This is a genomic window from Comamonas koreensis, assembly GCF_014076495.1.
GTDB classification, from domain to species: domain Bacteria; phylum Pseudomonadota; class Gammaproteobacteria; order Burkholderiales; family Burkholderiaceae_C; genus Comamonas; species Comamonas squillarum.
Window position 1 is genome coordinate 2,102,686 of sequence record NZ_CP043575.1, and the last position, 21,727, is coordinate 2,124,412.

Sequence of the window (21,727 nt, forward strand, 5' to 3'; positions counted from 1 at the left end):
CAAGGAATGTGGTTCTGGTGCGTTGCTGGTGTTGCCCTCAAACGCCTAGGATGGCTGGCCTGGCTGCGGTGTAGCTGATGAACCGGCATCCTGCGCCTGACGATGGCACGGCAGTGAGGGGGCGGCCGCATCGATGCCATTTCGGCCCTCTGAACCGTCAAAAATCCCGTATTCCCTAACGCGCCCCTGGCCCTCATAGGGATCAAAAACTCTTTCGCTGTACACTTGCTGTTTCGACGTTCGTGCGTTGCCAAGACGCATGTTGCACGCCCTATTTGACAGGGGGTGGGTTGTCTCCGTTGGTTGAGGCTGTATCTGATTGATTTGCAATGAGAAATCATCCATTGCAAGCCATGGGTAGGCGCTTCGGACCAGGCAGCAAGCCCGCGCCACCTAGTGAAAACCGAATAAAGGCGCGAATGAGGGTTCGCCTTTTTTTTTGTCCTCAGGAAAGTTAGACGATGTTTGAAACCATCCGCAAGTACTCCAAGGTGCTGATGTATCCGCTGTTCTTGCTGATCATTCTGTCTTTTGTTTTGGTGGGAGTGAACCAGAACTACTTCACCGAAAAGAGCCCGGTGGTCGCCAAAGTCAATGGCAAAGACATTACGCAGATGGACTGGGACAATGCACACCGTGTTGCCTCGGACCGCATGCGCCAGCAAGACCCCAACATGGACGCCAAGTGGATGGATGGCCCCGAGGCCCGCTATCTGACCTTGGAGCGCATGGTGCGTGACCAGGTGATCGATGCCGCGGTGCAAAAAATGCACCTGACGGTGGACAATGCCTCGCTGGTGCGCGCGCTGCAGGAGATTCCGCAGATCGCCGCGCTGAAAAAGCCCGATGGCTCGCTCGACGTGGATGCCTACCGCGCGCTGGTGGGTGCGCAAGGCATGACGCCCGAAGGCTTTGAAGCGGGCATGCGCCGCGATATCGCTGCGCGCCAGGTGCTGGGCGGTGTGTCCAACACGGCCTTTGCGACCGACGAGCAGACCAAGCTGGCGGTCGATGCGCTCTACCAGCAGCGTGAGATCCAGCTGGCCCAGTTCGCCGCCAAGGACTATGCGTCCCAGGTCAAGACCACGGATGCCGATGTGGAAGCGTTCTACAAGAGCAACCAGGAGCTGTTCCGTCAGAAGGAGCAGTCCACGATCGAATACGTGGTGCTGAACGCCGAAGCCGTCAAGGGCATGATCAAGCCCAGCGAAGACGACCTGCGTACCTACTACAAGGAGAACCTGAGCCGCTTCATGGACAAGGAGCAGCGCCGCATCAGCCACATCCTGATTGATGCGCCCGCTTCGATGTCGGCAGCGGACCGTGACAAGGCCAAGCAACGCGCCCAGGAGCTGCTCGCCCAGGCCAAGGCCAATCCTGCGCAGTTTGCCGATCTGGCCAAGAAGAACTCGCAAGACACCGGCTCGCGTGACAGCGGCGGCGATCTGGGCTGGGTCAAGCCTGGCGATATGGTCAAGCCGTTTGAAGACGCCGCCTTTGCGCTGAAGTCGGGTGATATCAGCGACCTGGTGAGCACCGAGTACGGCTTCCACATCATCAAGATGGGTGAAGTGAAGACGCCTCGCACGCCCAGCTTTGAAGAGCTGCGCGCCAAGATCGAGACCGAAGTGCTGGCCCAGCAGGTGCAGCGCAAGTACGCCGAAGTGGCCGAGACCTTCTCCAACATGGTGTTCGAGCAGTCCGACAGCCTGCAGCCCGTGGCTGAAAAGCTGGGCCTGAAGATCCAGAAAGCCGAGCATGTCACCCGCACGGCTGCGCCAGGCGCGACCGGCGCCTTGGCCAACCCGACCTTCCTGGAAGCGCTGTTCTCCAGTGATGCGTTGCAGAACAAGCGCAACACCGAAGCCATTGAAGTGGCCCCCAGCACCCTGGCCTCGGGCCGTGTGGTGGAGCACTTCGATGCCCGCATCCTGCCGTTTGAAGAAGTCAAGGCCAAGGCCCATGACCTCTTTGTGGCCCAGAAGTCTGCCGAGCTCGCGCGCCAGGATGCACAAGCCAAGCTCGAAGCCTGGAAGGCCGATGCTGCGGGCGCCAAGCTGGCGTCCCCCATCGTCGTGTCGCGCCAGGATGCCAAGGGCCAGGTGCCAGCCGTCCTCAATGCCGCCATGCATGCCAAGATCGGCGACGCCGCATCCTGGGTCGGTGTGGACCTGGGCAACGATGGCTACACCGTTGTGCGCGTAAACAAGGTCGTACCGCGCGGCGAAGACTCTGCCGAGCTGCGCCTGCGCCAAAAGCAGGAGTTTGAGCGTTACCAGGCCAATGCCGAGACCCTGGCGTACTACGAAATGCTCAAGGAGCGTTTCAAGGTACAGATCAAGGTGCCACGCCCCGCGGAAACAAAAATTTCATAAAAACGGAGATTTCATGAGAGGGGCCAAATTTCTGGCTATAATCATGTCTTCCCCAACACGGTGGCTGTAGCTCAGTTGGTAGAGTCCAGGATTGTGATTCCTGTTGTCGTGGGTTCGAGCCCCATCAGCCACCCCAAATTGAAACCCTTGCAAGTGAATAACCTGCAAGGGTTTTTCAATTTCTGCTCGCGCCTTGCTTCCGCTGCTGGAAAGTTGCAGTTTTGGGCCATAAAGCGTTCGAGTTTGGCCTGTTCCAGGCTCCCGTGCTCACTTGGAATAGGACGATAGAAATGCATTCCACGGAATGCCCCTTCTGTCTGCTGCGTTCGGCCAGGTGCCAGCCGTGAGCTGCTCAGTAGGGCATCTCTGGCGGGGTGGGTCAGGACAAACGGATCTTCCCCGACGTTCAGGAAGGCCTGGAAGACCAAGGCTGGGCGAAGCTGCTATGGCGGCGCGCGGGCTAAAAGGCCTGCAGGATAGGCGCCATGCGCAGCACCGATGCGGGCTGGGGTTTTCGACCAGCCACAAACACTTCAACCGGTAGACATGGAGCGCCAGCTGAACTGTGCGGGCCATGAACAGGGATGCCCCGACCAACAAAACAACAAAAAACCGCCCGGAGGCGGTTCACTTGGAGATTTGCACGTCAGAAGATCGTTTTGCCATCGACTGAGAGGGAGGTCATATTCTTTTTGGTGTGGCTGACCTTGCATACGGCTGGTACGCCAACCTCAAGCCCAAGTCCATTGCGTAAGCGCGTGAGCTTTGTTTGCGGCCCCCACACAAACACATATTCATCACCAGAGCCAACGTTGGACACCAATGGAACCTCGGCTTTCTCTGGATCCCTGGACACCTGCTTTATCGCGTGTTGGCACAAGAATATGGCTTCGTTTGCGTTGAACTCACGCGGGGTATTGCTCGTTTTGCCCCCGCTCATGCAACTGATTGCGACAACGACAACGAATGTTCCGTAGAGGATGTACTTGAACGTCGACGGATTTTTGACCGTCTCTGCAGCCAAGGATGTGGCGGCTACTGATGGTGCTGCTACTGATGGCGCTGCTGGATTGCCTGCCACGGGCGCTCCGCAATGAGGACAGCTAGACGCCTGGTCGCTAATCTGCTTGCCGCATTCGTTACAGTTAATCAATGCCAAGTCATCCTGCCCCTTTTTCTGAATGGGTTGTGATCGCCACGAGATGCGCCGCGTTTAACCTGAAGATTTTACGGTGGCGGGGTGACGTTCCACTGCGTGTTCGACATATCAAAAAGGAAAAACGGCCTGAGGGAGGTGAAGGGCGATCAGCAGGCATATGCGTCATCAGCGGTCGAGTTAGGGGCATGCGGAGCTCCCTGGGATGGACAGCGCTCTCCAAATGGATAGACGCACTGATGTCTATTCTCTGGCGCATTTTGCTGTGTGTGTTCGATGTTCAGCGCCCGGTGCGCTTGCCAAAGCTGCCATCGACAAATGACATGGCGGCGCCAAGCATGCGCAGCATCGCCTCATCTTCGTCGCTACCGGTTCTGGCGACTCACGCCTGAGTGCTGCCGCCACCTAGCCGGTCGCAGCGGCCGCATCCCAGCCATCAAGGCGCGTTTTATGTCAGCGGGTGTGTCGTGCTGGCTGCTCGTGCCATGCCTTCTTGGCTGCAAAAAGTACGTCTTGCCAGGCGATAGAGAAAATTGATACCTCGGGATATTCCCTAGCGCTTCGTGCTATCCATCCGGGTTGTAATTTATTATCAATCTATTCTTATAAATCGATTGATAATTTGTTCTAGCTACATGCTGGGATTGCGGTGCCGACCGGTGATCCGGTCGGACGGAGGAGGTGGAATATGTTGCCCGAAGTCCTTGTTTTCATCACGCACAGGGTGGTGCTTCATTCGCTGATTTTGAAAAGCGGTTACACGACCTTTGGCCGAGGCGCTGGCAATGCCATCTGCCTGGACAACCCTGCGGTCAGCCGCGACCACGGCGCCTTCTACTACCGCGCGGGCGTGCTGTCGGTAGAGGACCACCACAGCATGAACGGCATCTTCGTCAATGGCATGCGCATGCGCCGCAAGGTGCTCTACTCTGGCGATTACGTCCTCATTGGCTGCTACAAGGTCTTTGTAAAGCATGGCTCTGAGCAACCGCGCAATGCCTATGCCGGATGAGTGCGGCGCGCTGGGCTGGCGTTGGCATGCGCGAGGTCCAGCCCGGTATGCAGCTTGCATCGCGATGGCAGACCGGGTGCGCCGCATTTCCGAGTGGGCTCAGGGGTTTGCAACCGCTGCATTCCGCTGTCTGCTGCGCTGCCTACAATCGTCCCCATGCGTTTACCTCACCACCAACTCACGATGACGGTGCTGATGTCTCCGGACATGGCAAATTTCTCGGGCAATGTGCACGGCGGCGCCATTTTGCGCGAGCTCGACAACGTGGCCTACTCCTGCGCAAGCCGCTATGCGGGGCGCTATGTGGTGACCTTGAGCGTGGACCAGGTGATGTTTTTGGAGCCCATCCATGTGGGCGAGCTGGTGTCGTTCTACGCCAGCGTCAACTACACCGGAACCTCGTCGATGGAGATCGGCATCAAGGTGGTGGCCGAGAACATCCGTGAGCGCAGCGTGCGCCATGTCAACAGCTGCTTTTTCACGATGGTGGCGGTGGACGACCAGCGCAAGCCGGTGCCCGTGCCGCCGTTGCAGCCGGAGACCGATGATGAGAAGCGCCGCTGGGACGCAGCGCTGACGCGCAAGGAATTGCGCAAGGAGCTGGCACGCCGTTTTGCGCAGACAACGCGCCAGACCGGCTGACGCCTGGCCCCTCGGCCCGTATCGCTGCGAGGCGTTGGGCCCGGTTTTGCTGGGCGATACGCAACGGTTCCATGGAAAAAGGCAAGGGTTGAACCTTGCCTTTTTCTCTTTCCTGGTGGGCAGCGCCACTGAGGGACAGCCTGCAGCGGATGGATCAGGTCCTGTCAGGTCTTGATCCGCGCCGGCTACGCCGCTTAGCGTGCCTTGTTGGCGTCGCTGGGGCTGTCGCTGAACACGCCATCCACGCCCACTTCATAGAACAGCTTGTACTCGGTCGCCACCTTGCCCTTGAAGTCGCTGGCCAGCAGGGTGGCGTCGTTGCGGTAGGCCCAGGGGTGGACAAAGAGCTTGGCCGCGTGCGCCAGCGTGACCAGGTTGGTAGGCGGCATCATTTCGCGGTCGCGGTAGTCCCACAAACCGTCATTGTTCAGGTCATCGGGCTGGCCGTCGCCATTCTTGTCCAGGTTGCGGGCGGAGATGACGTAAGGCTTCCACGGCGAGATGCCGTTGGCATAGGTCTTGATCTGGGCCAGGCCGTCCGCAGTCACCATCTGGGCGTAGGTGGTGGAGATGCCGGCCACCGTGAAGTCATAGGGCTGACCGTAGGGGAGGGTCATGAGGATCTGCCCGTCGCGTCCGAGTGTGGGATCGCCATTGATCATCTGCACCAGCCGAACCTGGGTTTTGGCGCGCAAGGTCTTGAGGTGGGCGACTTCCAACGAGCGCACGATCACCGGTGCCGTTTCCTGGGTGTAGCCTGCGGCGGTGAAGGCTGCCAGCAGCTTGTCTTCCATCGCCAGGCCCAGCTGGCTGTGGTAGGTGGGGTTCAAGGTCTGCAGATAGAGGCCGACCGTCTTGCGCTGGCGCTTGGCGTAGGCGATCACATCATTGAGAGACAGGATGCGGCCATTGTTGGCGCCGACCGGTGGCGTGGTGGATGCAGGCAGTTTGGCGCGCAGGCTTTGCAGCTCCACCAGGGTGAAGTCGGAGGCAAACCAGCCCTGGCGCGACTGCCCATCGATCAGGCGCAAGGTCTTGCGGTTGGCATAGACGCTGCGGCTGGAGACGTCGGTGATATCAGTGATGTCGGGCGAGGCCAGGGCGACCAATTCGCCGTCCTTGCTCATCACCAGGTCGACAGCGATGAAGTTGGCATCCTGGGCGACGGCGGCGTCAAAGCTCTCGGTGGTATTGGCGGCCTTGCCGTCGATGCTGCTGAGGGAAAAGCTTTGCGGTGCATTGCCGTCGAGCGTGGGATAGGGCTTGGGATTGGGGTCGGTGCCACCACCGTCGCCCGGGCCCAATTCGGTCTTGCAGGCGGTCAGTGCGGTGATCGCCAGGGCCGCGGCGCACAGGCGCCAGGTACGTTGTCTTTGCATATGCTGGGTGCTCCTCGTCTTATGGTTGGGACGTGGAGAAACAATCTGTGCATATGTAAAGATCAATTACTTTACGCTATGGATGCCCTGTCTTCCACGCTCGAATGGCTATCGTATCCGCAAATCTCGGAGAAATCTCGGTGGCCTGCTGGACCGATGGTACGGCTTGCCTGGGCGGCCAGTGCCACGCACTGCACCACATCGCCCACGACGATGATGCTGGGACTGGCCAGCTTGTCGCGGGCCATCGTGGCGGGCAAATGTGCCAGGTCGGTGATTGCATGGCGCTGCTGGGGCAGGCTGGCATGCTGCACGATGGCCACCGGCGTATCGGCAGGCAAGCCGCTGCCCAGGCCCTGGCTGATCGCCTCGGCACTGGCCACACCCATGTAGATCACCAGGGTCAGGCGTGCATCGTGCGCCGTGCGCGCCAGTTGCGCCCAATCGGGGCCTTGTCCGCCTGGCTTGGCGTGGCCCGTGATGAACACCACGCCCTGCGCATGGTCGCGGTGGGTCAAGGGGGCGCCCAGGCTGGTCAGCGCGGCGAGCCCGGCGGTCACGCCATTGATGATGCGCGGCTCGATGCCGTGGGCGCGCAAAAACTCCACCTCTTCACCGCCCCGGCCAAAGATAAAGGGGTCGCCGCCTTTGAGCCGCACCACGTTCTCACCGGCTTGCACTTCCTGCAGCATCAGGCGCTGGATGAAGGCCTGGGGCGTGCTCTGGCAGCCGCCGCGCTTGCCCACATGGACGATGCGGGCACTAGCGGGCGCCCACTGCAGCACGGCATCATTGACCAGGTCGTCCACCAACAGCACGGTGGCGCGCTGCAAAGCCTTGGCGGCAGCGATGGTGAGCAAGTCCGGGTCGCCCGGGCCGGCACCGACCAGGGTGCACTGGCCCTGGCCTGGCAATGGCGCATCAGCCGGCGGGCGTGCAGTAAGAGAGGGCAGGCTGCTGTCAGTCATGGTGGGAGGCTTGGGGAGCTGGTTGTGTTTGTTGGGCGATGGCCAGCACATGTTCCACTTGCTGGGCCAAGGCGGCGGGCACCGGCAATTGGCCGGCCAGCACGGCCTCGGTGTAGCGCGCGGTGGTGTCCGCATCGCGCTCGCTGGGCAAGCCGGGCACCTGGCTGTCGGTGCCGCTGCTGCGTGCCTGCAGCAAATGGTGCTGGCCTGCGACAAAGCCGTCGTACTGGGGGCTGCGGCGCGGGTCGGCGCAGACTTCGCCCTCCAGCCCGCGCGAGAGCAGGGCATTCGTCTGCAGCTCGGCCAAGGTGGCTTGCAGCATCGGCAGGTATTCCGGGTGCGTGTAGCTGCCCAGCAAGACGGCCGGTCCTTGCACTGGCTGCAGCAGCTTGGCAATGCTATGCCCCGGGTTGCGCAGGCCGATGAGCTGGCGCACCGCCAGCAGCTTGGCCAGCGCGGGCAGCAAGGTGGCGGTGTGCACCAAGGCCACTTCCGCTGCGGCAATGGTGCCAGTCTGCGCGCGGGGCACTAAACCCAGGCGCTCGAACACCGCAAAGGCCGAGATGCGGCTCGCTTCAGTCTGCATGCCATGCACCAGCACCGGCAGGCCTTCGCGCGCCAGGAGCAAGGCCAGCAGCGGGGTCAAGGTGGGCAGGCGGCGCGCGCCGTTGTAGCTGGGCAGCACCACGGTGGGCAAGGCGGCTGGGCTGTGAAAGCGGGCGATGCGCGCATGCACGGCATCCCAGAGGCCGCACATCTCTTCGGCCGTTTCCCCTTTGATGCGCATGGCAATGCAAAAGGCGCCGATTTCATAGTCGCTGACCCGGCCATCGAGTATCTGCGCCATCACATCGCTGGCCTCGACGCGGCTGAGGGCTTTGGCGCCGCGTGCGCCGCGCCCGATTTCCTTGATGTAGTGCTGTATGGCCATGGCAGTAAAAAATGCGTTCACCCATTATTTTAGGTTTTATATATACGGAAGTAATAAGAAAAATCAGCCCATCCGGCATCTCGGGTATGCCGAGCCTGCGCCAGCAGATGGTTCCGGTTAACGAAGATTTGCGCCCCTGTGTATTGCACGGCCATGCTGAACGTCTACTATCTGCATTCTGTGCCACGCCCTTTGGGCTTTTGAAAGGAAAGAACATGTCCGCATCTCCCTCTATGGTCGATGAGCTCCTCGCGCAACTGCAGGGCGCACCGATCCAGCAGATGGCCCAAAGCCTGGGCCAGAGCGAGGCCCAGACCGAGCAGGCCGTGCAGGCGGCCGTGCCGATGATGCTGGGCGCACTGGGCAACAACGCGCAAAGCGCGGGCGGCGCCAGTGCCTTGTTCGAAGCACTGCAGCGTGACCACGGCGCTGCAGGCGGTGCTGGCGCAGGCCCTGACCTGGGCGGGCTGCTGGGCTCGCTGTTGGGTGGTGGCGGTGGGGCGCAAGCCGGTGGCATGGGCGGTTTGGGTGGCATGCTGGGCAGTGTGCTCGGTGGCGCTTTGGGCGGCGGCGCTGCTGCGGGCTCGGGTGCCGGTTCCGCATCGCCTGCGGCTCTGGATGGCGCCAGCATTCTGGGCCATATCTTTGGCGGCCAGCAAGACCAGGCCTCGGCCAGTCTAGGCCAGGCCACAGGCTTGGGGGCCAATGCCGGCAACCTGCTCAAGATGCTGGCACCGCTGGTGATGTCGTTCCTGGCGCAGCGCGTCATGTCGGGTGGCCTCAACTCCTCGCAGCTGGGCAATGCGCTGGGCCAGGAAAAAGCCCAGGTGCAGCAGCAAGGCGGCCTGGGTGGCGGCTTGCTGGGCTCGCTGCTGGACCAGAATGGCGACGGCAAACTCGATGTCAGCGACCTGATGAAGATTGGTGGCTCGCTGCTGGGCGGCAAGCGCTGAGCCCATTGCCCAAGCGGCAAACCCTGGCGGCCCGCCAGGGTAGCCCCGCCCCCGGGCGCAAAAGCGGCCCAGAGCGCCTACACTTTGGGCCCATGACTGAGCTGATATTGGGGATCGAATCCTCCTGTGATGAAACCGGCGTGGCCCTGGTGCGCACCCGTGGCCCAGGTACGGTGCCTGAGTTGCTGAGCCATGCGCTCTACAGCCAGATCGAGATGCACCGCGCCTACGGCGGTGTCGTGCCTGAGCTGGCCAGCCGCGACCATATCCGCCGCGTGCTGCCGCTCACACAAAAAGTGCTCGATGACGCGGGCTGCACGCTCGCGCAGATCGATGCGATTGCCTTTACCCGTGGCCCGGGGCTCGCGGGCGCCTTGCTGGTGGGCTCAGGCGTGGCCTGCGCCATGGCTGCTGCGCTGGACAAGCCGGTGCTGGGCGTGCACCACCTCGAAGGCCATTTGCTCTCGCCGTTTTTGAGCGAAGACCCGCCCGAGTTCCCCTTTGTGGCCCTGCTGGTTTCTGGGGGGCACACGCAGCTGATGCGCGTGGACGGCGTTGGCCGCTACCAGATTCTGGGCGAGACCATCGATGACGCAGCAGGCGAGGCCTTTGACAAATCGGCCAAGCTGCTGGGCCTGCCATACCCCGGCGGGCCCGAGCTGTCCCGCCTGGCGCAGGGCGGCGACCCGGAGGCCTTCAAGCTGCCGCGTCCGCTGCTGCACAGCGGCGATTTGGATTTCTCCTTTGCTGGCCTGAAAACCGCCGTGCTGACCCAGGCCAAAAAGCTCGGCGATGGCCTGGAGGCACGCAAGGCGGACTTGGCCGCATCGACCCAGGCGGCCATTGTGGATGTGCTGGTGAAAAAGACCCTGAATGCGCTGAAGGAGACCGGCATGCAGCGCGTGGTGGTCGCCGGCGGCGTGGGGGCCAACCGGCTGCTGCGCGAGCAGCTCAACGACGCCTGCCGCAAGCGTGGCATCCGCGTGCACTACCCCGAGCTGCACCTGTGCACTGACAATGGCGCGATGATTGCGATGGCGGCTGCCATGCGCATCGAAGCGGGGCAACAGCAGGCCGAGAAGGTCTATGCCTTTGACGTCAAGCCGCGCTGGCCGCTTGATGCCATCGTGCAGCAGCCGCCGGCTCCCGCCACTGCGGCATAGACGGTCACTGGCGCTGGTCATGTACCGGTGACGCAATCAAAAGGGGCCTTTTCAGGCCCCTTTTGCTCGGTGGGTGTGCTTGCGCTGATCTTATGCAATCGCCAAGGTTTGGGTCGCTGGCTGGGTGGTGCTCAGCACCAGGGTCAGCACGCCGTTTTCCAGGCTGGCCTTGGACGCTGCGGCATCGATGCTGGCAGGCAGCTTCCAGGCGCGCTGGATGCTGCGTGGTGCGCCTTCGATGCTGGTCAGCCGCACGGTCTTGTCCTGCAGCTCAATGCGCAGCTGTTCGCGCGACAGGCCGGGCACATCGATGCCGATGCTGAACACGGAGCCGTCTTGCTGCACGGTGTCCTGGCTCGTGGTGCCCGTGGTAGTGGCTTGCAGAAAACGCTGCAAGGCGGCATCCATCGCGGATGGGGAGACAGCGTAGGCCGAGCGGTGCATCAGAGGGGTCATGATCATCTTCAATCCTTGTGAAACAGGGCAGCGGGTTTGCTGCTCGATGACTGATAGTTGGATGAAGAAGCCGCAATTTCAAGAGAAAATTGCTGGCTTTTATTTTTGCAATGCAGGCCTTGAAAGCCTGCAGATCACGTCCATATGGATTGCCCGGCCAGCGATCAAGGTGCGCTGAAATTGGCCGGGTCGGGCGTGCGCTGCTGGCGCGCCTTGCTGCGCAGATAGGCCTTGGCGGCCGCTTCGGCAGTCGGGGAGTTGCTGGTCTCGCTGCTCGGCTCGGGCGTGCCGGGCTCGCTGTCCGTCGCTGCGGGCGCACCGCTGCGCGCACGCGCAATCGCCTGACCCAGCTCAACCACCGACATCGCGTAAAAGCTGGACAGGTTGTAGCGCGTGATGGTGTAGAAGTTGGGCGTGCCCACCACGTACTGGGTCGCAGCGCTCGCGTTGGGCAGCTCGATCAGCGCCAGCGGGCCTGTGTGCTGGTCGCCTGGCGCCTGGATGCGCAGGCCCAGCGCGGCCATCTCGGCGGCGCTGAAGCTGGGTTTGATATCCGGCGCGAGCAAGGTCTCCAGCTGTGCCGGTGTGCTGTTCACCTGCACATCGTAGTAAGCCGGCATGCCGCGTTGCCAGCCATGGGCGACAAAGTAGTTGGCCACCGAGCCGATCGCATCGGCCGTGCTGCCAAACAGGTTGATCTTGCCGTCACCATCAAAATCGACCGCGTAGTTGGACCAGCTGGTTGGCATGAACTGGGGCATGCCCATGGCGCCGGCATAGCTGCCCACCGTATCGAAGGGGTTGCTGTCAGTGAGGTAGGCCGTGGCAAGAAACTGCTCCAGTTCGCCCCGGAAATACTTGGCCCGGTCGGCCGCGCGCGGGTGGCTGGCGGGATAGTCAAAGGCCAAGGTGGCCAGCGCATCGACCACGGTAAAGTTGCCCATCTGCTGGCCATAGATGGTCTCGACCCCGATGATGCCGACGATGTACTCAGCCGGCACCCCATAGGTCTGCTCGGCACGGGCCAGCGTGGCGGCGTTCTCGTTCCAGAAGCGCAGGCCGGCGCGTATGCGGATCGGCTCGACAAAGCGGCTGCGGTAGCCGCGCCAGTTCTTGACGCCAGCGGGCCCCGTGCGCGGCGTCATCAGGCGCTGCACGGTGGCGTTGAAGCGGGCTTGCTTGATGCTGGCGCGCAGCCAGGCCTCATCGATATGGCGGCGCTCGGCGACTTCGCGGACAAAGGCTTCGGCCTCGGGCCGGTTGGCATAGCTGGATGCGGTGGGGGCGGAGTCAGCGCTGCGGGCCTTGTTGGTCGTGTTCTTTTGTGCGTAGGCGCCCGTTGCGCACAGGCCGGCGCAAAGCAGGGCCACAGTGGTCTGAAGAATTCGGTGCATGGGGTTTTATACCTTGTTTGCCAGGGCCCGCAGGCGGGACCAGGGCAGAAGTCGTAATTGTTTGCGAAGCGCTGCCAGCTCGGCCTTGGGCGCTGACTCGCCGGTGGCATGCGCGTAGCGCTGGCGCTCCATGGCCTTGAGCCATTGGCCAAAGGCGGGTGCCACCTCGGGTGCCTGGGCGTGCAGCATGCGGGCCAGCGCGCGTGGCGTGGCCGCATGGCCCTGCGCAGCCTCGGGCAGGCCGGCCTGGCGCAGCCGTTTGCGCGCCAGGCCCAGCAGGGCCAGCCAGGGGTCTGTGCGCCTGCGCTGGTACTGCAGGGCCAGCACCACGATGATGGCCGCCGCCAGCACCAGGCCACCCAGAATGCGCACCAGATCCATCCAGTTGGGGCTGGACAGGCCCAGCTTGCTGAGCATGTCCATTTGCTCGCGCTGGGTGTAGTTCAGCACCCACTGGTTCCAGCTGTTGTTGACCGCCTCCCAGACTGCGCGCATGCGCTGCAGCCCGTTGATGGTGGCGGCATTGCTGACACTGAACCCCATGAAGTTGGGGGTGTTGAGGCGCTGTGCAGCCCCGACACGGCCGGGGCTCACTGCGCCGGTTGGATCAAAGCGCACCCAGCCTTGTTCTTCGCCCAGCCACACTTCAGCCCAGGCATGGGCATCGGCCTGGCGCACGGTCCAGTAGCCGTCGACGCTGTTGGCTTCGCCCCCTTGGTAGCCGGTCACAATGCGCGCGGGCACGCCGGCGCTGCGCAGTGCAATCACAAAGGCGGCGGAAATATGCTCGCAAAAGCCTTCTTTGCGGTCGAACCAGAACTGGTCGGCCGCCTGGCCTGTGTAGACGCCCGGGTCCAGCGTATAGGTGTAGCCGCCGCTGCGCAGCTGCCCCAGCAGGCGCTGCACCAGTTGGGCGCTGCGGTCGGGGCGCTCGCCCACCTCGGCGCTCAGCTGCGCCACCCAGGCCTGGGTGCGCGGGTTGCTGCTCGCTGGCAGCCGGCGGTTGAAGGCCAGCTCGCGCTTGCCCGCCTGCATGCCAAACTGGTAGCGCGTGTGGCTCTCCACCGCGATGCGGGTCACCTCGGTGATGGGCCGGTTGCTGAGCCACTGCAGATCGCCGGTGCTGTAGGCGCGGCCGCGTGGCAGCACGGGCGCCTCTCGGGTCAGGTCCAAGGTCAGCAGCCAGGGCTTTTGGTGCGGCTCCAGGGTCAGCTCGTAGCGCAGTGCCTCGCCTTCGGTGCGGATGTCGGCAAACATCCGGTCATCGGGATTGCGAAAGCTGGGCGTCGCGCGCCAGGTTGTGCCATCGAAATCGGACAGCACCGGCCCGCGCCAGTACAGCTGGTTGGCGGGGGGCGGCCGGTTTTGCGGTGTGTCGAACTTGACGCGAAACGCAATGCCCTCGTCCTGGGCCAGCGATGCCACCGAGCCCACGGTCATCTCATCAGACAGGCCGGTCTTGGCCGTCGGATTCTGGGGCACCCCCCAGAGCGGCGCCATGCGCGGGAAGAGCACAAACAGCGCCAGCGTGAGTGGCGCGCCAATGGCCACCATCTTGAGCGACAGGCCCGCTGCAAACTTGAGCGATGGTTGCCCCACGGGCATATGCGCATGGACTAGCGCGGTGAGCAAGCCCACCAGGCCCATGGCAATGGCCAAGGCTGTCAGCAGCGATTGCGAATGCAGGAAATTGGCAATCAGCGCAAAAAAGCCCAGGAAGAAAATGACCATCGCATCGCGCTTGGCACGCAGCTCCATGGTCTTGAGTGTCAGCAGCATGCTGACCAGCGTGACGCCGGCATCGGCGCCCAAGATGGTGCGGTAGCTGAACAAGGTCAGACCAACGACCAGCACCAGCAAGGCCAGCAGCTGCCAGCGGCCGGGCAGCGGTTTTTGCAAAAGCGCAATGCGGCCGCGCCAGGCGAGCAAGGCATAGGCGAGCGCCGAGGCCCACAGCGGCAAGGTGGCCGTCAGCGGCAGCAGTATCCAGCCCACAACGGCCAGCAAAAAGAGGGTGTCGCGCGCCTCGCGTGGCAGGCTGGACCAGCGGCTCGCGCCTGCGGTGTGGGCAGGGTTGAAAACAGAGGGCATCGTGCTGCTCCTAGGCCAGCGCCAGTGCGCGCAGGCAGGCCTGGCGGTGGGCGGGACCGCTGTCAGCGGCTTGCTCGGCATTGGCCGCTCCCAACCGCAGTCCGTAGCGCAGGCCTTGCTGGTCGGCCATCAGCACCCAGGCGGTCAGGCGCGAGAGCTGGGCCTCTCGCTCTGCCAGGCCGCAGTGGCTGGCATCGAGCCACAGGTCCTGCTGCGCCTGGTGCTGGTTGTCGCGCACGACGAAATGGCCACTGCCCGTGGCCAGCGAGGTCGCCGCTTTCTTCCAGACCACCAGCTTGAGCGGGTCGCCGCGCCGGTAGCTGCGCACGCCATCGAACTCCCCACTGCTGGCCCGCAGGCTGGTGCTGCTGCCGCTGCCGGCATCGGCCAGGCCCAAAGGCAAGGGGGGCGGGTGGGATTCGGGGCTGGGGTAGACCAGCGCTTTTTCAGTGGTTCTAAAGACGGTCCACATGCGAAAGACGCCGAGTGGAAAGCGGGTCTCGACCAGCACCGCAGGCAGGCTTTGGTAGCCGCGCTGCTGGGTCTGCGTGCTCAGTTGCATGGGGGTGGTGGCTTGGGGCGGGGCGTCCACCAGGCTCAGTTCATGGCCTTGGTAGTGGCGTATGCCCAGTGCATAGCGGGCGCGCCGGCTGGGGTTGTCCAGGCGCAGATCCAGACGCAGCGGCTGACCGGCAAATTGCGCCTCTGGGGCATGCAGCTCCAGCTGCAGACCCAGCAGATTGCGGTAGCCGATACCCACCGACACCAGCGCCGCGCCGGTGAGCATGAAGGTCAGCAAAAAGCCCAGGTTGAGCTGAAAGTTGATGCTGGTCACCAGCAGCACCAGCAAGGTGAGCGCCAGCATCCAACCGGCACGCGTGGGCAGCAGGTAGAGGTTGCGGCGGCTGATGGCATGGCGGCTGGCGCTGGGCAACTGGGCCAGCCACCACTGGCGCATGCGCTGGCCAAGCCGCTGAACAGGGCGGTTGCGGGGCTGCCCTGAAGCCGCTGGGGGCGCACTCACGCTACTGCAGCGCCACGCTGTCCATCATCGCGCGCACCTGCTCGACCGCGCTGCGCCCCGAGGTGCTGACCGGCACCAGCCGGTGTGCGGTGGTCTGCGGCAGGATCGCCTGCACATCATCGGGCGCCACATAGTCGCGGCCCTGGATCAAGGCCTGCGCCTTGGCGGCCCGGATGAGGCCAATGCCCGCGCGCGGGGACAGGCCTTGCACAAACCACTGGCCCGAGCGCGTGGCAGCGATCAGCGCCTGCACATAGTGGATCAGTGCATCGCTGGCGCGCACGCTGGTCACTTCCTGCTGCAGGAACTTCAGCTCGACGGCCGAAGTGAGCGCAGGCAACTGGTTGGCGATGTCGCGGTGGCCCTGGCCGGCCAGCAGCTGGAACTCTGCCGCCTGGTCGGGGTAGCCCAGCGAGATACGCATCAAAAAGCGGTCGAGCTGGCTCTCGGGCAGCGCATAGGTGCCAAGCTGATCGAGTGGGTTCTGCGTGGCGATGACAAAGAAAGGCTGGGGCAGTGGGCGCGTGGCGCCTTCGACCGTGACCTGCTTTTCTTCCATCGCCTCCAGAAGCGCGCTTTGCGTCTTGGGGCTGGCGCGGTTGATCTCGTCGGCCAGCAAAACCTGGGTGAATACGGGGCCGGGATGAAACACAAAGGCCTGCTGCTCGCGCTCATAGACCGATACGCCGATCAAGTCGCTGGGCATCAGGTCTGCAGTGAATTGCACCCGCGCAAACTGCAGCCCCAAGGTGCGGGCCAGCGCATGCGACAGCGTGGTCTTGCCCACGCCCGGTACGTCTTCAATCAGCAGATGTCCTCCCGCCAGCAAACAAGTCAGACAATCCTGAACCTGCGCCGGTTTCCCCACAATCACCGTGTTAAGCTGAGTCAATAATTTTTGTATGGTGTGCTGTGTCTGCATACCAGCACAATAAACGACAAAGGCAGTTAAGGAGACGAAAACTGTGTCCAAGACAGGTTATTTCAGCCACCGTGACTGTTGGCTGCACGACATGGGGCCTGCCCACCCGGAATGCGCTGCACGCCTGGATGCGATTGAAGACCGCTTGCTGATCACTGGGGTGGGGGATGCGTTGGAGCGGCGCGACGCCCCCAAGGCCAGCATGTCCGATCTGGAACTGGGCCATGAGCGCCTGCATATCGCATCGATACGCGGCCTGTCCGAGATGGCGGCCGATAACCAGGCCATTGGCGGCCCCGCAACCTTGATGCTGGACACCGACACTGCCGTCAACGGTGCCACCTGGAATGCCGCGCTGCGGGCCTGCGGCGCAGCGTTGGCGGCCACCGATGCGGTCATCAGCGGCGAGATGGAAAACGCCTTTTGCGCCGTACGCCCGCCGGGCCACCATGCCACGCGCAAGCAGGCCATGGGCTTTTGTTTTTTCAACAATGTCGCGGTGGCTGCCAAGTATGCGCTGATGCGCCACCAGCTCAAGCGCGTGGCGATTGTCGACTTTGATGTGCACCACGGCAATGGCACCGAAGACATCTGCGCAGGCGACCCGCACATTCTGATGGTGGGCATATTCCAGCACCCGTTCTACCCGCATTCGGGCGACAAGGACCCGGCGGCCAATATGCTCAATGTGCCGGTGCCGGCATACACCAAGGGCATGGACATCCGCGAGATTGTCGAGACCTACTGGATCCCGCGCCTCGAAGAGTTCAAGCCCGAGATGGTCTTCATCAGCGCCGGCTTTGATGCCCACCGCGAAGACGACATGGGCCAGCTGGGCATGGTCGAGGCCGACTACGCCTGGATCACCCACCGCATCAAGGACATTGCACGGCGCTTTAGCAAAGGCCGCATCGTCTCCTGTCTGGAAGGCGGCTATGTGATGACGCCGCTGGCAGCCAGTGTGGAAGCCCACATCCGCGTGCTCGCCGATCTGTAAACACCTTTTGAGGACCCGGACCCATGACGGACAGCAACTTGCTTGTGCACAGCCGCGATGCGCGCGGTGTGGTGACCTTGTGCATGAATGATGCGGCGCGCTTCAATGCGCTGGGCGATGAGATGCTGGCGGCCTTGCGCGCCGCGCTGGCGGCCATTGCGCAGGATCCATCGGTGCGGCTGGTGGTGCTGGCCGCGCAGGGCCGGGCCTTTTGCGCGGGCCACAACCTCAAGGACATGGCGGCCCACCCGGACCGCGCCTGGTACCAGGACCTGTTCAACCGCTGCAGCCAGGTGATGATGGCGATCCAGAAGCTGCCGGTGCCCGTGATCGCACGTGTGCAGGGCATGGCGACTGCAGCCGGCTGCCAGTTGGTGGCGCAGTGTGACCTGGCCGTTGCCAGCAGCGAGGCGAGCTTTGCCACCAGCGGCATCCAGTACGGCCTGTTCTGCGCCACGCCCAGCGTGCCCCTGGTGCGCAACATGCCCATCAAGCAGGCGATGGAGATGCTGCTGACGGGCGAATTCATCAGTGCCGAGCAGGCGCTGGCCCAGGGCCTGGTCAACCGGGTGGCCGCGCCCGAGCAGCTCGATGCCGAGCTGGAAAAGCTGGTCGCGGCCATTGTCAGCAAACCCGCTGCGGCCGTGCGCATGGGCAAGGCCCTCGTCTACCAGCAGCGCGAGCTGGGCATCGAAGCGGCCTACCAGGTGGCGAGCCAGTGCATGGCCTCCAACATGATGGACAGCAACGCGCAGGAAGGCGCGCAGGCCTTTGCGCAAAAGCGCAAGCCGGTCTGGTCCTGAATCCCGCACGCATCCGGCAGGGCCAAGTCCGTCTAGGATGTCGGCCGGTCCTACAAACGCCAGCGCGCCATCGGTGATAGGGTACGAAACCAGCATATGCTCGCGCCTATGCTTTTTTTTGACTCTATGAGACCGGCGCATGGATATCTTTGATCGTTTACTACAGGACTTTGAACAGGCCAGCACCTGGCAGGAGCTGGCTGTTCTCGTGATTTGCCTGGGCCTGGCCTGGTTGCTCACGCGCAGCTTTTACCGCCACCGCGACGATGGCAAGCCTTCAGTCTGGTTTGGCAAGACGGCCTGGGGCGGGGCGCTGTTTCCGCTGATGGCATTGCTGATGACGGCCGCTGCCCGCATGGTGGTGGAGCATTACCAGCCGGTGTTTTTGCTGCGGCTGGCGGTGCAGATTTTGCTGTCGCTGGCGGTGATTCGCCTGGTGGCCCGGGTGCTGGCCAAGACCTTTCCCAACTCCACCTTGGTGCGCCTGATCGAGCGGATTTTCTCGTGGCTGGCCTGGGGTGTGGCGGTGCTGGGCATCCTGGGTGTGCTGCCGCAGGTGATGGCCCAGCTCGATGCCGTGCAGTTCGCCTTTGGCAAGACGTCGATATCGGTGCTGGAGCTGTTCCAGGGGGCGATATCGGTGGGCATGGTGATGTTGGTGGTGCTGTGGATTTCGACCACCTTCGAGCAGCGCGTGATCGATGACATGGTCAAGGACCTGTCGATGCGCAAGATGGCCGTCAACCTCACGCGCATGCTGCTGATCACGGTCGGCCTGCTGGTGGCGCTGTCACTGGTCGGGGTCGATCTGACGGCGCTGTCGGTGCTGGGCGGTGCCTTCGGGGTCGGCCTGGGCTTTGGCATGCAGAAGATCGCCTCCAACTATGTCAGCGGCTTTTTGGTGCTGATCGAGCGCGCCTTGCGCATTGGCGACAACGTGCGCGTTGACGGTTTTGAAGGCCGCATCACTGACATCCGCACGCGCTACACGGTGATTCGCGCATCCAACGGGCGCGAATCGATTGTCCCCAATGAGACCTTGATCACCCAGCGGGTGGAAAACCTCACCGATGCCGACCAGAAGTTCAATCTGACCACCCAGATTGTCGTGGGCGCAGACAGCGATGTCGCGCAGGTGCGCGAGGTCTTGAAGAGCGCAGCACTGGCGCAGGCCCGGGTGCTGGAAAAGCCCGAACCCTCGGTGTTTCTGGTGAATTTCGCGCCCGACGGGCTGGAGTTCAGCCTGAGCTTTTACATCAACGATCCGATGAACGGCCAGGCCAATGTGAAGTCGGCGGTCAATATCGCCGTGCTCGAGGGCCTGCGCGCTGCCAGCATCGAGATTCCGTTCCCGCAACGTGTTTTGCATATCCAGAACAATAGCGGCGGTGCAATACCTGCCAGCCAGGGCTGATGAACCGCCAACTTGTGCGGAAAATGGAGGCTGCTGCGCAGCGATGCGCCGATAATTGGTCGTTATGGCTCGTCTGGTCATAAAAAAGCACGACCGTGCTGTTTTTGTGCGATGATGGCCTGATCCATGCCCATGGCTGAGTGGCCGCGCCAACGCGCCGCCACTGGCGCAAACCTATTGAACAACTCAGGAGTCGAGGTTTATGAAAGTACTGGTACCCGTCAAACGCGTGGTGGACTACAACGTCAAGGTGCGCGTCAAGAGCGATGGCTCGGGAGTGGACATTGCGAACGTGAAGATGTCGATGAACCCCTTTGATGAAATCGCGGTGGAAGAGGCCGTGCGTTTGAAGGAAAAGGGCGTGGTCACCGAGATCATCGCAGTGAGCTGCGGCGTGACCCAGTGCCAGGAGACGCTGCGCACGGCGATGGCCATTGGTGCGGACCGCGCCATCCTGGTCGAAACGGCCGAAGAGCTGCAGCCGCTGGCGGTCGCCAAGCTCCTGAAGGCGCTGGTGGACAAGGAGCAGCCGGGCCTCGTGATCTGCGGCAAGCAAGCGATTGACGACGACGCCAACCAGACCGGCCAGATGCTGGCAGCGCTCGCTGATCTGCCCCAGGCCACGTTCGCCTCCAAGGTCGAGGTCGCTGGCGACAAGGTGAGCGTCACGCGCGAAGTGGACGGCGGTCTGGAGACCCTGTCTCTGTCCATGCCCGCTGTCATCACCACCGACCTGCGTCTGAACGAGCCGCGCTACGTCACCTTGCCCAACATCATGAAGGCCAAGAAAAAGCAGCTCGACACCGTCAAGCCCGAAGACCTGGGTGTGGACGTGAGCCCGCGCCTGAAGACCTTGAAGGTGCAGGAACCCGCCAAGCGCGGCGCCGGCGTGAAGGTCCCCGATGTGGCGACCCTGATCGACAAGCTCAAGAACGAAGCCAAAGTCATCTGACCTTGACCCGACACCTGACACATTGAATGGAAAGACGATAGACATGACCGCTCTCGTTATTGCAGAACACGACAACCAAACGATCAAGACCGCCACGCTCAACACCGTCACCGCAGCCCTGGCTTGCGGCGGCGATGTGCATGTGCTGGTAGCGGGCGAAGGGGCAGCAGCCGCAGCCCAGGCCGCAGCCCAGATCGCAGGCGTTGCCAAAGTCATCCTGGCCGATGGCCCGGCGCTGAAAGACGGCCTGGCCGAAAACCTGGCCGCGCAAGTGCTGGCCATTGCCGGCAACTACAGCCACATCCTGGCGCCAGCCACCGCCTCGGGCAAGAACGTGGCGCCACGCGTGGCAGCCAAGCTCGACGTCGCCCAGATCAGCGACATCACCAAGGTGGTGAGCGCCGACACCTTCGAGCGCCCCATCTACGCGGGCAATGCCATTGCCACCGTGCAATCGATCGATGCCACCAAGGTCATCACCGTGCGCGGCACCGGCTTTGACGCCGCAGCGGCCACCGGCGGCTCGGCCTCGGTCGAGAACGCAGCAGCCGCCGCTGACAGCGGCAAGAGCAGCTTTGTGGGCCGCGAAGTGACCAAGAACGACCGCCCGGAACTCACGGCAGCGAAGATCATCGTCTCCGGTGGCCGGGCGCTGGGCAGCGCCGAGAAGTTCAACGAAGTGATGACCCCGCTGGCCGACAAGCTGGGCGCGGCCATTGGCGCGAGCCGCGCAGCGGTGGATGCGGGCTACGCGCCCAACGACCTGCAAGTGGGCCAGACCGGCAAGATCGTCGCGCCCCAGCTGTATGTGGCAGCGGGCATCTCGGGCGCGATCCAGCATCTGGCCGGCATGAAGGACTCCAAGGTGATCGTGGCGATCAACAAGGACGAAGAAGCGCCGATCTTCAGCGTGGCCGACTATGGCCTGGTGGCCGATCTGTTTGAGGCTGTGCCCGAGATGGCCAGCAAGCTGTAAAAACGTGCCTGCAACCACCCCACGCCGCCACAGCATCCCGCTGACGCTGGATGTGAGGGGCAGCGTGGTGGTAGGCAAAAGCACATCAAGGCATCCCCTGGGGGATGCCTTTTTTTGTG

The 21,727-nt window shown here is 63.0% G+C and carries 20 protein-coding genes, 1 tRNA gene and 1 pseudogene; 12 read left to right on the forward strand and 10 right to left on the reverse strand.

Annotated features, from left to right (window positions below; all coding sequences use genetic code 11):
* The first annotated feature begins 461 nt into the window (after positions 1 to 461).
* Positions 462 to 2,375: a SurA N-terminal domain-containing protein gene (locus tag F0Q04_RS09375; protein WP_182345254.1), complete on the forward strand. Its 1,914-nt coding sequence runs from the start codon at positions 462 to 464 to the stop codon at positions 2,373 to 2,375.
* Positions 2,376 to 2,435: 60 nt separating this feature from the next.
* A tRNA-His gene (locus F0Q04_RS09380) sits at positions 2,436 to 2,511 on the forward strand.
* A 510-nt stretch (positions 2,512 to 3,021) separates the two neighbouring features.
* Here the strand turns inward: F0Q04_RS09380 and F0Q04_RS09385 are convergent.
* Positions 3,022 to 3,456 carry a hypothetical protein gene (locus F0Q04_RS09385; RefSeq protein ID WP_232539565.1) on the reverse strand — a complete coding sequence of 145 codons (435 nt, stop codon included), beginning with the start codon at positions 3,454 to 3,456 and terminating at the stop codon, positions 3,022 to 3,024.
* Between the two features lie 3 nt (positions 3,457 to 3,459).
* Positions 3,460 to 3,534, reverse strand: a pseudogene (locus tag F0Q04_RS24315) (zinc ribbon domain-containing protein); the annotation flags it as partial.
* A gap of 685 nt (positions 3,535 to 4,219) precedes the next feature.
* Here F0Q04_RS24315 and F0Q04_RS09390 point away from each other — a divergent pair.
* Together F0Q04_RS09390 and F0Q04_RS09395 are read left to right on the forward strand one after the other, a co-directional pair.
* Entirely contained in the window at positions 4,220 to 4,543 is a 324-nt protein-coding gene (locus F0Q04_RS09390; protein ID WP_116927294.1) for an FHA domain-containing protein, read from the forward strand.
* 156 nt (positions 4,544 to 4,699) lie between these two features.
* Entirely contained in the window at positions 4,700 to 5,185 is a 486-nt protein-coding gene (locus F0Q04_RS09395) for an acyl-CoA thioesterase (protein WP_116927295.1), read from the forward strand.
* A 194-nt stretch (positions 5,186 to 5,379) separates the two neighbouring features.
* On the opposite strand, the gene F0Q04_RS09400 is transcribed toward F0Q04_RS09395, so the two are convergent.
* The 3 genes from F0Q04_RS09400 to ybiB all read right to left on the reverse strand — a co-directional run bounded on the left by F0Q04_RS09400 (position 5,380) and on the right by ybiB (position 8,463).
* The gene (locus F0Q04_RS09400) at positions 5,380 to 6,564 is read right to left on the reverse strand and encodes a glycerophosphodiester phosphodiesterase family protein (protein ID WP_182345255.1); all 1,185 of its coding nucleotides are present in this window, start codon (positions 6,562 to 6,564) and stop codon (positions 5,380 to 5,382) included.
* 71 nt (positions 6,565 to 6,635) lie between these two features.
* Positions 6,636 to 7,532 carry a uroporphyrinogen-III C-methyltransferase gene (gene cobA, locus F0Q04_RS09405; RefSeq protein ID WP_116927297.1) on the reverse strand — a complete coding sequence of 299 codons (897 nt, stop codon included), beginning with the start codon at positions 7,530 to 7,532 and terminating at the stop codon, positions 6,636 to 6,638.
* Positions 7,525 to 8,463 carry a DNA-binding protein YbiB gene (gene ybiB, locus F0Q04_RS09410; protein WP_182345256.1) on the reverse strand — a complete coding sequence of 313 codons (939 nt, stop codon included), beginning with the start codon at positions 8,461 to 8,463 and terminating at the stop codon, positions 7,525 to 7,527. Before ybiB ends, cobA begins: the two co-directional genes overlap by 8 nt.
* Positions 8,464 to 8,678: 215 nt before the next feature.
* Here ybiB and F0Q04_RS09415 point away from each other — a divergent pair, with 215 nt between their 5' ends.
* Both F0Q04_RS09415 and tsaD read left to right on the forward strand, forming a co-directional pair.
* Positions 8,679 to 9,416: a DUF937 domain-containing protein gene (locus F0Q04_RS09415; RefSeq protein ID WP_116927299.1), complete on the forward strand. Its 738-nt coding sequence runs from the start codon at positions 8,679 to 8,681 to the stop codon at positions 9,414 to 9,416.
* 92 nt (positions 9,417 to 9,508) lie between these two features.
* Positions 9,509 to 10,579 (forward strand): tRNA (adenosine(37)-N6)-threonylcarbamoyltransferase complex transferase subunit TsaD, encoded by a 1,071-nt coding sequence (tsaD, locus tag F0Q04_RS09420; RefSeq protein WP_116927300.1) that lies wholly within the window; start codon positions 9,509 to 9,511, stop codon positions 10,577 to 10,579.
* A gap of 90 nt (positions 10,580 to 10,669) precedes the next feature.
* Here tsaD and F0Q04_RS09425 read toward each other — a convergent pair whose 3' ends face one another.
* A complete protein-coding gene (locus tag F0Q04_RS09425) occupies positions 10,670 to 11,041 on the reverse strand; it encodes an Hsp20/alpha crystallin family protein (protein WP_116927301.1) in 372 nt (123 codons plus the stop codon).
* Here F0Q04_RS09425 and F0Q04_RS09430 point away from each other — a divergent pair.
* Positions 11,034 to 11,213 (forward strand): hypothetical protein, encoded by a 180-nt coding sequence (locus tag F0Q04_RS09430; RefSeq protein WP_133248206.1) that lies wholly within the window; start codon positions 11,034 to 11,036, stop codon positions 11,211 to 11,213. The two genes, F0Q04_RS09425 and F0Q04_RS09430, sit on opposite strands and share 8 nt — an antisense overlap.
* Here F0Q04_RS09430 and mltB read toward each other — a convergent pair.
* The 4 genes from mltB to F0Q04_RS09450 form a co-directional block, all read right to left on the reverse strand.
* Positions 11,200 to 12,429 carry a lytic murein transglycosylase B gene (gene mltB, locus F0Q04_RS09435; protein WP_116927302.1) on the reverse strand — a complete coding sequence of 410 codons (1,230 nt, stop codon included), beginning with the start codon at positions 12,427 to 12,429 and terminating at the stop codon, positions 11,200 to 11,202. The two genes, F0Q04_RS09430 and mltB, sit on opposite strands and share 14 nt — an antisense overlap.
* A 6-nt stretch (positions 12,430 to 12,435) precedes the next feature.
* On the reverse strand, positions 12,436 to 14,520 hold the full coding sequence (locus tag F0Q04_RS09440; RefSeq protein ID WP_182345257.1) for a transglutaminaseTgpA domain-containing protein: 2,085 nt from the start codon (positions 14,518 to 14,520) through the stop codon (positions 12,436 to 12,438).
* A 10-nt stretch (positions 14,521 to 14,530) separates the two neighbouring features.
* The gene (locus F0Q04_RS09445) at positions 14,531 to 15,478 is read right to left on the reverse strand and encodes a DUF58 domain-containing protein (protein ID WP_182345258.1); all 948 of its coding nucleotides are present in this window, start codon (positions 15,476 to 15,478) and stop codon (positions 14,531 to 14,533) included.
* A 67-nt stretch (positions 15,479 to 15,545) separates the two neighbouring features.
* Complete coding sequence (locus F0Q04_RS09450; RefSeq protein WP_116927305.1) at positions 15,546 to 16,466, reverse strand: AAA family ATPase; 921 nt, start codon at positions 16,464 to 16,466, stop codon at positions 15,546 to 15,548.
* 43 nt (positions 16,467 to 16,509) lie between these two features.
* On the opposite strand from F0Q04_RS09450, the gene F0Q04_RS09455 reads away from it, so the two are divergent.
* The 5 genes from F0Q04_RS09455 (at position 16,510) to F0Q04_RS09475 (ending at position 21,608) form a co-directional block, all read left to right on the forward strand.
* On the forward strand, positions 16,510 to 17,463 hold the full coding sequence (locus tag F0Q04_RS09455) for a histone deacetylase family protein (protein ID WP_232539566.1): 954 nt from the start codon (positions 16,510 to 16,512) through the stop codon (positions 17,461 to 17,463).
* A 23-nt stretch (positions 17,464 to 17,486) separates the two neighbouring features.
* Positions 17,487 to 18,266 (forward strand): enoyl-CoA hydratase, encoded by a 780-nt coding sequence (locus F0Q04_RS09460; protein ID WP_182345259.1) that lies wholly within the window; start codon positions 17,487 to 17,489, stop codon positions 18,264 to 18,266.
* 139 nt (positions 18,267 to 18,405) lie between these two features.
* Positions 18,406 to 19,680 carry a mechanosensitive ion channel family protein gene (locus F0Q04_RS09465; RefSeq protein WP_182345260.1) on the forward strand — a complete coding sequence of 425 codons (1,275 nt, stop codon included), beginning with the start codon at positions 18,406 to 18,408 and terminating at the stop codon, positions 19,678 to 19,680.
* A 202-nt stretch (positions 19,681 to 19,882) separates the two neighbouring features.
* Positions 19,883 to 20,632, forward strand: a complete 750-nt coding sequence (locus tag F0Q04_RS09470; RefSeq protein WP_116927872.1) for an electron transfer flavoprotein subunit beta/FixA family protein — start codon at positions 19,883 to 19,885, stop codon at positions 20,630 to 20,632.
* Positions 20,633 to 20,675: 43 nt separating this feature from the next.
* Positions 20,676 to 21,608, forward strand: coding sequence for an electron transfer flavoprotein subunit alpha/FixB family protein (locus tag F0Q04_RS09475; protein ID WP_182345261.1), 933 nt, complete (start codon positions 20,676 to 20,678; stop codon positions 21,606 to 21,608).
* Positions 21,609 to 21,727 lie beyond the last annotated feature (119 nt).